Here is a 10144-nt window from a genome sequence, read left to right as displayed (position 1 = left end):
ATTATCAGTCCATTATCAGTCCATTATCAGTCCATTATCAGTCCATTATCAGTCCATTATCAGTCCATTATCAGTCCATTATCAGTCCATTATCAGTCCATTATCAGTCCATTATCAGTCCATTATCGAAAGGCCGGTAGTGACCTCCCAATAGGTTGATTTTTATACTTGTAACTTGGTATTTATATCGAGGGATAGCAAGATGGCAAGGAGGGGTCCAAAGCCAAAGTTCATAGATGTGCCATGCCCTAACGAAGATTGTACTTTGCATGGTGTAACCGGCGAAGGAAACGTTATCGGTAGCGGTACATATATGACCAAAAGCGGGAAGGTCCAAAAGTACATCTGCCGCCACTGTGGTCGGGTATTTTGCGGGAGGACTAACACCGTCTTTTATGATCTGAGGACAGAAGAAGATGAGATCCTCATCGCATTGAAGATGATTCTGAAGGGCATGAGTCTTCGCGGAGTTGCCGAGGTTCTAGAAGTTAAGCTGGATACAGTGAGACGTTGGCTTTCGAGGGCTGCAGAGCACAGCGAAGAGGTAAACAAAGCTCTCATGAAGGACATCGTCGTCTCAAAGGTTGAGCTTGACGAGCTTTGGACCTTCGTTCAAAAAAACAAGTACCGAGAATGGAAGCATATGAAGACGATGGAACCTGGGTATAGGTAAGCTTTGCATCAGAATCCCGTCTTGTGGTCGCTCATGCTGTAGGAGAACGTAAGCAGTACATGGCTGATAAAGTGGTAGAGACTACTAAGAAGCGCATCGCATCGATGCCTCTCTTTGTTTCTGACGGTTTGAAGTTCTACACCAAGGCGTTGCTGAAATCATATGGCAAGCTGGTTGCCTTTCCAAAGACTTTAAGGAGAGGACGGCCAAGAAAGCCAAAGTTGGTGCCAGATGATGATCTGACCGGCATTTCGCATTAACGGTTTGAACGCTCATTAATTTTCCTGCTATCGATTTTTTGAGAATAGATATCAATCGACTCTGTATAGAGATCAAATAAGGCCAGCTTCATAAAGAATAAGAATATAATTATTAAATTTTTATAATATACTGAATTGTTAATATCGTGTTGACAAATTCTAGTAAAATTATTTTAAACAAAATTTGAGTTAAACGTTTGAATTTATGCACATTTTGGCAAGCAATAAATTCTTAATTTTGCATAGACTTACTGCGGAATGCCGGATCTGAGATACGCCCAGGTCATAAAGTTCAAAGCAGGAGGGTCGCGTACTCGCTCTACTGAAAATCGCCACTCGAATCGAATTCAAGGGACTTATTTTCCGCCAAACAGCCATTACGTCACCCGTTAGCGCTATTCAGTAATCTGGGTACGCGACCAGCAGGAGGAGCTATCAGGAAAGTCAAAAAGAAGGTGATATTCGGAAAGGATATCGATCCGAAGGACATTTCAACAAGCCTGGTCGAGAGACAGAACCTGACGTTGAGACAGGACAACAACCGCATATCGAGGAAGACCATCGGCTTCTCAAAGAAGATTTCTGAGCTTGATAAGCAAATGACACTCTACTTTGCCCATTTTAACTTTTGCAGAGGGCATTTGTCACTGATAAGTTTGGATTGTTTGGGGAGGAAAAGAAAGAACAGCCCTGCGAAGACAAGTGGTTTGACAGACCACAATTGGTCGTTAAGGGAGCTGTTGACTTATCCGTATCACAGAATATCAACCAGTTAGAGGCGCACCACCAAAAAAGGTGATGATTTACCCTTCCGGATCGAAGGACTCCGATGGAGATGAGCGATCGATCAGGGCGGCTGATGGTCTATCGATCTCGCCTTGATCTGAAGGACGCGATCGCCTTCCCGCAGCTGGCAAGGCACCTCAACGCCATCTTCTGGCTCGGCCATGAGCCGAGGCCGCAGTCAGGGCCAGCGTACCTCAACCGGTCTCCGAAGAGGCGGAACGCCCCGGTGAGCCTCTCCTCCAGAACCTCCACCGACTCGGCGGCGAATACCTCCCTCTCGAGCCTCTCGGGATCTCTCCAGAGGTTCGTATCGAGCCGGTCGTTGAGCCTCGCCACCAGGCCGTCGATGTCGGTCCTCGCGATCCCGGCCCTGATGAAGGCGTCGTTCTCCTCCAGGACCCTCCGGTCGATGAGCTTCAGGTAGTCGGGGTTGGCCGCAGACTCGACGCCGATGACGTTGATCCCGGGGACGGCGCAGGTTAGCTCCGCCATCAGGGGGGAGTGGAGGTGGATCTCGCAGTCGATCCTCCCGCAGGGGCGTGCCGCGATCTCCAGGGCATCTCTTATCTCGTCGTCGCCGAAGATGACGCTCGGGCTGATCCCCAGGGAAGGCTCGTCGATGGAGACGACGGCGACCTGGAAGTGGCGGCTCTTTTTCGCAGCTTCGATGAACCGTCCGACGCTTACTGCGATCTTCTCCAGGATGTCGGCATAGTCTGTGGCGGCAAACCGCGAGATGTACAGCTCCACGGGGCCTGTAACGCAGACCCTGATCGATAGCCTCTTACCCTCCCCCTCCATCATTCGCCCCAGGGCCTCCAGGGCCGAAAGCTCCAGGATCCGGGCCTCTTCCTGCAGGACGACGTAGGGGCTCTCGGACCTTTCGGGGTCTTCTATCGGGTCCATGAACATCCCGATCATATCCCGAAACTGGGGGTAGGTGGGCCTCTCGACCCCGGCCTCGATCTTCTGGGCCATGGCGTCCTTGACCAGCTCCAGGTAGGCCTCGCCCTCCGGGAGGCTCTCCCGCCTCATCCCTGCGGGGAGGGGGTAGCTTCCTATGTCGTCGAAGATGATATCAGGCCCAACATCCGCCATACTCTCACCCCCTATCCGCGGAAGAGCTCCGAGAGCTTCTCCTTGAAGGACCCGTACTCCCCGGCGACGAGGTCGAACCTCTCCTCCATCCCATCGAGGAGGGCCATGCTCTCGGGGACCGGTGGCTCCAGGCCTACGGCCCGAACTACCTCCTCGGGGAACTTGGCGGGGTCGGCGGTCTCAAGAGAGACGCAGGGGCTCCAGTCCTCGACCTCCTTCAGGTACCGAGCAAGCCCAGCCCAGCCGACGGCTCCGTGGGGCTCAAGAAGGGTGTCAAACCTGTTGTAGGCGTCGGATATCGCCGCCCTCGTCTCGGAGTCGGTGATGCAGACCGCGAAGATCTCCCGCCTCATCGCCTCGATGTCAGGGGCTTTGACGACCGTCCCGTTCTCGTCCATCGAGCCTTCGTAGAGCCAGAAGACTCTCGCGAGGTTGCTCGGGTGGCCGACGTTCATGGCGTTGGAGATGCACTTGACCGAGGGGCTGATCGGCCGGTAGTCGCCGGTGGAGAGGAAGCGGGGGAACTCGTCGTTCTCGTTTGTTGCTATCACGAATTTGTGGACGGGAAGGCCCATCCTCATGGCGATGAGGCCTGCCATGACGTTTCCGAAGTTGCCGCAGGGGACGGAGAAGACGATCTCGCGGTCTTTTGCCGCCACCTTCGACCAGGCGTAGAAGTAGTAGATCGACTGGGGGATCAACCGGCCGATGTTGATGGAGTTGGCCGACGAGAGGTTGAGGTCGGCGAAGTCGGGGTCGACGAAGGCCTGCTTCACCATAGCCTGGCAGTCGTCGAACTTGCCGTCGACGGCGAAGACGGTTACGTTCTCTCCCAGGGTCGTCATCTGCTTTCTCTGCCTTCCGGTCACCTCCTCTTCGGGGAAGAGGACGACGACTTTGATGTTATCCAGGCCGTAGAAGGCATGGGCGACGGCGCTTCCGGTATCCCCGGAGGTCGCCGTCAGGATCACCATAGAGCGGCCCTCCTCTTTTAGGAAGTACTGCATCAATCTACCCATCAGACGGGCGGCGAAGTCCTTGAAGGAGAAGGTGGGGCCGCGGTCGAGCCTCATCACGTACTTCTCGTCGTAGACCCGCTCGATCGGCACGGGAAAGTCGTAGGCGTCCTTCAGGATCGCGACGAGGTCATCCTCCGGGATCAAATCCCCCAGGTAGCGGCGCATCACGCAGAGGGCGATCTCGGGGTACTCCATCCCAGAGAAAGAGGCGAGCTCCTCTTTCGGGATGCTGGGGATTGAGTCGGGGACGTAGAGCCCCTTGTCGGGGGCCTGGCCTCGGAGGAGCGCCTCCTTGAAGTCGAGGAGCTCGGGGTGGCCGTTGGTGCTGGAATACATGATTTTCTTCATAGGTACGGAGGAATTGGGAGGGATCGTCCTTAAACTTTGTCAGGGTCGGGGACGGGGTCGGCGAAGGCGGCGTCGATGAGACTCAATCCATTGTCTTTTTGGTAAGCTTCGACTAATTCCAGGCTCATAGCGTCGAACTGCTCCTGGGTGTAGTTAAGCTCTGAAGCCAGGCCATTGGCCCAAGATTCCACTATCTCGAAGTTGTCGCTCTCGGTTGGGCCCAGTATCATGGCGCCCAGAGTGACCAGGCGCAATCCCTCTGCAGCGCGGCAGCGCCCTGATGCCATGATCCCGAGCTGACCAAAGGTCGATCCGATTCCATTTACATCTCCGATCTCCAGAAAGATCTCCATTGGTCATCGGTTAAGGATTCTCATCTCCGCGAACATAGAATAAATCTCGTCTTCAGATGCAGATTTATATCATCGCCACGATCGTTCTCTCTTAGAGGGAAGGGGGGCCATCTCAAATGGCAGAGACATATTCATTAGAAGAGAAGAATATAATTGAACGAGTACTTTGTGAAATGTTTTCACGAAAATTTTTGGAAGATTTAGCAAAAGAAACAGGACTCGTGAAACGTGAACGGAAAATAGACCAAGATATCATGTTTTGGTGGTGCTCTTTGATTCGGTTGATCCGGCATTTCGCATTAACGGTTTGAACGCTCATTAATTTTCCTGCTATCGATTTTTTGAGAATAGATATCAATCGACTCTGTATAGAGATCAAATAAGGCCAGCTTCATAAAGAATAAGAATATAATTATTAAATTTTTATAATATACTGAATTGTTAATATCATGTTGACAAATTCTAGTAAAATTATTTTAAACAAAATTTGAGTTAAACGTTTGAATTTATGCACATTTTGGCAAGCAATAAATTCTTAATTTTGCATAGACTTACTGCGGAATGCCGGGTTGATAATTCGATTAGAGTTTTTAGAGGCACTGCACATTAGCGTTTTTGAATTCGAGATGGACCAAAGGGTTATCTAACAAAAACAAGATCGGTATCGTTTCTCTTTGGATATATCAACCGAATCCAGGCGCACCACCCCTATCCATGGCTGAAAAGTCGTGGCCCCATTATTTCAGTCAGATTATAGTCTAACCGGCATTCCGCAGTAAGTCTATGCAAAATTAAGAATTTATTGCTTGCCAAAATGTGCATAAATTCAAACGTTTAACTCAAATTTTGTTTAAAATAATTTTACTAGAATTTGTCAACATGATATTAACAATTCAGTATATTATAAAAATTTAATAATTATATTCTTATTCTTTATGAAGCTGGCCTTATTTGATCTCTATACAGAGTCGATTGATATCTATTCTCAAAAAATCGATAGCAGGAAAATTAATGAGCGTTCAAACCGTTAATGCGAAATGCCGGGTCTAAAGCCAACCTGGCGGATACGAGTCATTCATCTTGATATCCGGGAAAGATTTATCTCGTTCTCGACTAACCGATATAGAAGTCAAACCTGAATGCTGAAAATTAGAGGCTGATGAAAAGTAGGGAGGGGACAGAGGAGTAGAGATCGAAGATGTCAAGAATCAGATTATAAAAGATAAATATATATTAACGTTTCACGCCCGCAGGAGAATGGGGTCGAGTACTCGATCTACTGAAAATCGCCACTCGAATCGAATTCAAGGGACGTATTTTCCGCCAAACAGCCATTACGTCACCCGTTAGCGCTATTCAGTAATCTGGGTACGCGACCGAGAATGGATGAGAGGGGCATTTACACCGATGATCTGGTTAATTTGATATTAGACGGGAGCATAATAGAAGATTATCCGGATAGCAAGCCATGCCCCTCTGCCCTCATAACCGGCGCCGTAGGCTTGCGGTATTGCCATGTTGTGGTTGCGTTATGCGAAAATCACTTGCGTATAGTCACGGTTTACTGGCCGGAGGATAAAGAATGGATGGACCATACGACGAGAAGAGTGAGCTGATCCCCGACGTCTGTAACTGCGGTCAGGGTAGACTACGCCGTGGCCTCACGGATTATATCACCAGAGTCCAGGGGTCCGTTCTGGTGATCAAGAACGTCCAGACCTTGATCTGCGACGTCTGCGACGAGGCTTATATCACACCAGACGCCTCAAGAGAGATCGACAAGATCATCAGGGACTTGCGGGATGGAAAGCTCCTTGCAAAGCCTATCGCGGCCGGCGAGGTCGACCTCAAGATGAAGGAGTCGGCCTGACCCGATCGGGATGGAACGCCGGGCGCGATCTCTTCCCATTCCGGCGCCCCGAGGGCGAAGACCTCCCTCTCTTTCGATCTGTCGCCTCGATTCTCGGTAGATAACCATTTACGTATACTATCCATGATAGGAAAGTCGTGACCCCCCCCCCCACCACCACCACCATTGGACAGCCTCTAAAGCGAAGCTCGTTGGATTAGCTCTGTAACAATCCCGGAAAGATCAGCGTTTCCACTTGATGCCGTCGCCCTTTATCTTTAATATGCCGTTCTTCTCCAGCGACCTTGCGATCTCCTGGCCGACATCTCTGCCGTTCACCTTCAGTATGTATCCGTCTTCTTCTGCCTGTAAAGCGCACATTTCGTAGAATCTCTTAGCGTCCATCTTGCCGGAGGAGGACTTCCTGAGGTTGGAGATCATCTCGCCCAAATAGTAGATCTCGAAGAATTCGTCCTCGTATTCATCTCTGAACTCCTCGTCCAGCTCATCTACAAGGATGGCGGAGAACTCGTCGATGAAGACCGCTGCCCTCGGATTGAATGTCAAGATCGTGGTGATCTTCGCAAATCTGGATTCCTCTTCGTCATCCTCCGGAAGATATGGGATCCGTACGATGGGGTCGTCGAGCCGATCGCCCACATCTTCTCCCACTTCAATTTTATTGCGAGATAAGACCTCGTATACAAGGGACTGCGCATCGGAGATCTTGCCCAGGTCGTTCATCATCTCAGTGAAGTTCTCCATTTTTGCCTTCCGCTCTTCAAGAGAGAGATTACCTTCCATGATATCACGAAATAGCTGCCTCTTTTCGTTCACTTCTGGGTCCAGCTCCATCTGAAACATTTGATTGAAGTTCTCCGGGGTAGCGCCTCTGGAGAGGACGGATCGTAGGGCGTCTATATATCGCTCGCAATCTTGGAAATCCTCCTCATCGAGTTCTTCCTTCAGCTCGCTCATCCTGCCTTCCAGATGGTCGATGGAATCACTCCAAGCGGTGGAGAAGGTTCTGACGTCCACCTTCATCCCGGCTTCTTTCAGGTGATTTGCGATATCCCTGGCCACATCCTCGCGGTATTCACCCACTTTGAACATGGTTTTTTACTCCGTTCTGCATCTTTAAGAAGATTGCTCCGCCTTTCAACTGGATAAAATTATGATAACTTGAGGGGGCTTTCGACCGTCTCTCGGGTATTGCTCTCGATCTCCTGGATGATGGGGATGGCCTTCACGATCTGGCCGGCGGTGAGGATCATGGCGAAGTCGGTCATCTTTGGAACGAAAACGTCAAAGTCTCCGATCAGAACTTCGGATACCTCCGCCTCCTCTGGCTTTTCGGTCTTTGCAAAGGCGGAAAAGTCTATCACCGCCTCCCTCGACCCCTGTACGATAACCAGCACCTTCTGCTGCCGATCTCTGCCTGCCTGGTTTGAAGCAGCAAAGCCATCGACCCCCAGAAGCATCGCCTGTTTCATCAGGAAGTATCTGTAGCCCACGCCGTGGACTTTGGGTCCGATGATCTCGATCTTCTCTTTCGTCCTCATCTCACTCATGATCCCATGCTCTCCCATCTGACGGCGGGCATACAGTGGCGGATATAATCTGAAGCTCGCCCTTCTAAAGATGTTGACTCTAAAGATGTTGACCGCCTAATATATATGGGTTTCAATGGGGCCTTCAGGCTCCATAGATTACCTCCATTCTGGCCAGAATAGAGCGCCGCCTGAAGGGATTTCGAATCGACTCCCTATCCACCAGGTCAATTTCTCGACCGGTTATCTTCTTCAACTCCTCGATCATTTCCACCCAGTCGAAGAGGCTCCATCGGGCATGCTTGACGAAGGTGACCAGAAAATCAACATCGCTCTCCGATCCAAAATCTTCCCGGAGAACCGATCCGAAGATAGCCATCTCCTTTATCTTCCATCGACGGCAGAAGTCTTCGATCTTCTCCTTGGGTATCTCGATTTTGGATGGCATAATTGAGATTAACCCCTCGACTTAGAAGTTATTTGTGCTCGAAGCGATAAAGATATGCCTTCAGCCTTCGGATTCAGAAAGGCAGCCGAGAATGTCAGAACTGGAGCTGAAATGCTCGAATCTCAGAGAGAGGAGATCTCAATCCAGTTCGTTCCTTGATCCTCCCCTCTCAGTCTGCTCGACGAGAGATCACATCGCCGACGCCCTCGCCAGGGGCGCCGCCCTCCTCTGCGGCGGCCGGGAGCCGGAGGGGGAAGAGTTTCGGAGTGGCTTCTTCTTCTTCCTCCCCACGGTCCTGGATCGGATGGACCACTCCATGAGGATGATGAGGGAGGGGACCATCGGCCCGGTGGCGCCGATGATCAGCTTTTCGACCGACGAAGAGGCCCTCAAACTTGCCAACGCCTCCCGGTACGGCCTTGCCGCCTACGTCTTCACCGGGGATATGACGAGGGGGCTGTGGTTCGCCGAAAGGCTGGAGGTGGGGTCTGTCGGGGTCAACACCACAAGCCCCATCGTCCCGGGGGCCCCCTTCGGTGGGTGGAAGGAGAGCGGTTTGGGGCGAGAGCGGTCCCGATCGGCCTTGTACGAGTACATGGAAGAAAAGCACATTCGGATCGGGCTTGGAGGGGAGATCTAAGGCTCTGGGGCGAAGAGGGGGCAGAGGGGAAGAGGGGGCAGAGGGGAAGAGGGGGCAGAGGGGAAGAGGGGGCAGAGGGGAAGAGGAGCCTGCGACAGATAATGAGCGGAGAGGCGATCCGAGGGGATCGCCTCATTCTGTCAATTTTGTCTCCAGGACCACCGATAGGCAGCGGGGGCGAATGGGGGAAATAGTAGGCTGGTTTGGGAGAGGGACTTTTGGACTATGAGGGCTACTCACCGACCAGCTTCGGATGAGCCTCGGTTTTTCAGCCATGGATAGATGCGGGCTCCAAAGGCATCGCTATGACCGTCCTATTGCCCCTGATGCAACCCTCCTGAGAAAAGCCGACAATCCCCGTTTATCCTTGGGAAAGGACCACTCCTTCCCGACCTTCTCCTCGGTGAGACAGGGCACTACCTTCAGAATCTCGCCCCCGGCTTCCTCCATCACTTTCTTGATAAGCCTCGTCGCCTCGCCGGTTCGTTGATCCGGCACCTCCAGAAGGATGCTGTCGTGAACCGCATTCACCAGCTTGAAGGCAGTATGCTCAGGCTTTGCCAGCTCCCTGTAGAGCCTGCCGAGGGCGATCTTCTGAAGATCAGCTCCCGTCGCCTGGACGGGGGTGTTGATCAGGGCATTTCTGTGATCTGGATCGACGTACCTCAAACGCCCCAGAGCCGATCGGGAGACCTTGTAGCTCCGCCCGTCTGCCGTCAGAGTTGGTGCTCCGAAAGTGACCTTCTGCTGCCAGCCTTTCAGCCCCGGATAGGACCTGTAAAACCGGTATAGAAACTCCTGGGCGTCTTTCTCCGTCAGGTTCGGAAGCATGCTTTTGACCATATTGGCGCCACCTCCGTATATCGTCCCGTAGTTGAGGGTCTTGGCGATCTGCCTCTCCTCATTGGTGATCTTCGCCTTCTTGAAGATCGCCTGGGCCGTCTCTCTATGCGGATTGTCAACGCCGGTCTAAAACTGTCCAATTATGGCGGTATAAAACTGTCCACCTACAGATAAGGCTTCTGCTTGACCAGACCACTTCTCCCAATTATAGAGAATAGCTCTTGGGGATCAGTCCCTGCCGTTTTCGTTCCTTCAGCCTGTAGCTATCCCCCTTGAT

The 10144-nt window shown here is 51.7% G+C and carries 12 protein-coding genes and 1 pseudogene; 6 read left to right on the top strand and 7 right to left on the bottom strand.

Features of this window, described 5'->3' with window-relative positions; genetic code table 11:
- Positions 1 to 202: 202 nt before the first annotated feature.
- The 3 genes from P0O24_RS11750 to P0O24_RS12585 all read left to right on the top strand — a co-directional run bounded on the left by P0O24_RS11750 (position 203) and on the right by P0O24_RS12585 (position 1709).
- Complete coding sequence (locus P0O24_RS11750) at positions 203 to 673, top strand: helix-turn-helix domain-containing protein (RefSeq protein WP_316969946.1); 471 nt, start codon at positions 203 to 205, stop codon at positions 671 to 673.
- 59 nt (positions 674 to 732) lie between these two features.
- Positions 733 to 933 carry a hypothetical protein gene (locus P0O24_RS11745; RefSeq protein WP_316969945.1) on the top strand — a complete coding sequence of 67 codons (201 nt, stop codon included), beginning with the start codon at positions 733 to 735 and terminating at the stop codon, positions 931 to 933.
- Between the two features lie 455 nt (positions 934 to 1388).
- Positions 1389 to 1709: an IS1 family transposase gene (locus P0O24_RS12585; protein WP_394356785.1), complete on the top strand. Its 321-nt coding sequence runs from the start codon at positions 1389 to 1391 to the stop codon at positions 1707 to 1709.
- 88 nt (positions 1710 to 1797) lie between these two features.
- Here the strand turns inward: P0O24_RS12585 and P0O24_RS11740 are convergent, their stop codons facing one another.
- From P0O24_RS11740 to P0O24_RS11730, 3 genes are read right to left on the bottom strand one after another with little or no spacing between them, the layout of a single operon-like run.
- Positions 1798 to 2817 (bottom strand): methionine synthase, encoded by a 1020-nt coding sequence (locus P0O24_RS11740; protein WP_316969944.1) that lies wholly within the window; start codon positions 2815 to 2817, stop codon positions 1798 to 1800.
- 11 nt (positions 2818 to 2828) lie between these two features.
- On the bottom strand, positions 2829 to 4184 hold the full coding sequence (gene thrC / locus P0O24_RS11735; RefSeq protein ID WP_316969943.1) for a threonine synthase: 1356 nt from the start codon (positions 4182 to 4184) through the stop codon (positions 2829 to 2831).
- A 29-nt stretch (positions 4185 to 4213) separates the two neighbouring features.
- On the bottom strand, positions 4214 to 4537 hold the full coding sequence (locus P0O24_RS11730) for a hypothetical protein (RefSeq protein WP_316969942.1): 324 nt from the start codon (positions 4535 to 4537) through the stop codon (positions 4214 to 4216).
- Positions 4538 to 5919: 1382 nt separating this feature from the next.
- Here P0O24_RS11730 and P0O24_RS12580 point away from each other — a divergent pair.
- Complete coding sequence (locus tag P0O24_RS12580; RefSeq protein WP_394356784.1) at positions 5920 to 6153, top strand: DUF4258 domain-containing protein; 234 nt, start codon at positions 5920 to 5922, stop codon at positions 6151 to 6153.
- Positions 6120 to 6407 carry a type II toxin-antitoxin system MqsA family antitoxin gene (locus P0O24_RS11725; protein WP_316969941.1) on the top strand — a complete coding sequence of 96 codons (288 nt, stop codon included), beginning with the start codon at positions 6120 to 6122 and terminating at the stop codon, positions 6405 to 6407. The genes P0O24_RS12580 and P0O24_RS11725 overlap by 34 nt, the downstream gene beginning before the upstream one ends.
- Positions 6408 to 6629: 222 nt before the next feature.
- Here P0O24_RS11725 and P0O24_RS11720 read toward each other — a convergent pair whose 3' ends face one another.
- From P0O24_RS11720 to P0O24_RS11710, 3 genes are all read right to left on the bottom strand, one after another.
- Positions 6630 to 7364 (bottom strand): hypothetical protein, encoded by a 735-nt coding sequence (locus P0O24_RS11720; protein ID WP_316969940.1) that lies wholly within the window; start codon positions 7362 to 7364, stop codon positions 6630 to 6632.
- Between the two features lie 194 nt (positions 7365 to 7558).
- Positions 7559 to 7957, bottom strand: coding sequence for an acylphosphatase (locus P0O24_RS11715; RefSeq protein WP_316969939.1), 399 nt, complete (start codon positions 7955 to 7957; stop codon positions 7559 to 7561).
- Positions 7958 to 8081: 124 nt separating this feature from the next.
- Positions 8082 to 8384 (bottom strand): nucleotidyltransferase family protein, encoded by a 303-nt coding sequence (locus P0O24_RS11710; RefSeq protein ID WP_316969938.1) that lies wholly within the window; start codon positions 8382 to 8384, stop codon positions 8082 to 8084.
- 91 nt (positions 8385 to 8475) lie between these two features.
- Between P0O24_RS11710 and P0O24_RS11705 the strand changes: the two genes are divergently transcribed.
- Entirely contained in the window at positions 8476 to 9024 is a 549-nt protein-coding gene (locus P0O24_RS11705) for an aldehyde dehydrogenase family protein (RefSeq protein WP_316969937.1), read from the top strand.
- Positions 9025 to 9327: 303 nt separating this feature from the next.
- Here the strand turns inward: P0O24_RS11705 and P0O24_RS11700 are convergent.
- A pseudogene (locus P0O24_RS11700) lies at positions 9328 to 9963 on the bottom strand (DNA polymerase); the annotation flags it as partial.
- Positions 9964 to 10144 lie beyond the last annotated feature (181 nt).

Source organism: Candidatus Methanocrinis alkalitolerans (genome assembly GCF_029167205.1).
Classification (GTDB): domain Archaea; phylum Halobacteriota; class Methanosarcinia; order Methanotrichales; family Methanotrichaceae; genus Methanocrinis; species Methanocrinis alkalitolerans.
The sequence above is the reverse complement of the archived record's forward strand: the minus strand, read 5'-3'. Positions and strand labels throughout refer to the sequence as shown.

Bases quoted from the DNA above. Each gene is read 5' to 3' on its own strand.
- P0O24_RS11740 (WP_316969944.1), bottom strand. From the start codon at position 2,817: ATGGCGGATGTTGGGCCTGATATCATCTTCGACGACATAGGAAGCTAC.
- P0O24_RS11725 (WP_316969941.1), top strand. From the start codon at position 6,120: ATGGATGGACCATACGACGAGAAGAGTGAGCTGATCCCCGACGTCTGT.
- P0O24_RS11720 (WP_316969940.1), bottom strand. From the start codon at position 7,364: ATGAGCGAGCTGAAGGAAGAACTCGATGAGGAGGATTTCCAAGATTGC.
- P0O24_RS11730 (WP_316969942.1), bottom strand. From the start codon at position 4,537: ATGGAGATCTTTCTGGAGATCGGAGATGTAAATGGAATCGGATCGACC.
- thrC (WP_316969943.1), bottom strand. From the start codon at position 4,184: ATGAAGAAAATCATGTATTCCAGCACCAACGGCCACCCCGAGCTCCTC.
- P0O24_RS11745 (WP_316969945.1), top strand. From the start codon at position 733: ATGGCTGATAAAGTGGTAGAGACTACTAAGAAGCGCATCGCATCGATG.
- P0O24_RS11710 (WP_316969938.1), bottom strand. From the start codon at position 8,384: ATGCCATCCAAAATCGAGATACCCAAGGAGAAGATCGAAGACTTCTGC.
- P0O24_RS11750 (WP_316969946.1), top strand. From the start codon at position 203: ATGGCAAGGAGGGGTCCAAAGCCAAAGTTCATAGATGTGCCATGCCCT.
- P0O24_RS11715 (WP_316969939.1), bottom strand. From the start codon at position 7,957: ATGAGTGAGATGAGGACGAAAGAGAAGATCGAGATCATCGGACCCAAA.
- P0O24_RS12580 (WP_394356784.1), top strand. From the start codon at position 5,920: ATGGATGAGAGGGGCATTTACACCGATGATCTGGTTAATTTGATATTA.
- P0O24_RS11705 (WP_316969937.1), top strand. From the start codon at position 8,476: ATGTCAGAACTGGAGCTGAAATGCTCGAATCTCAGAGAGAGGAGATCT.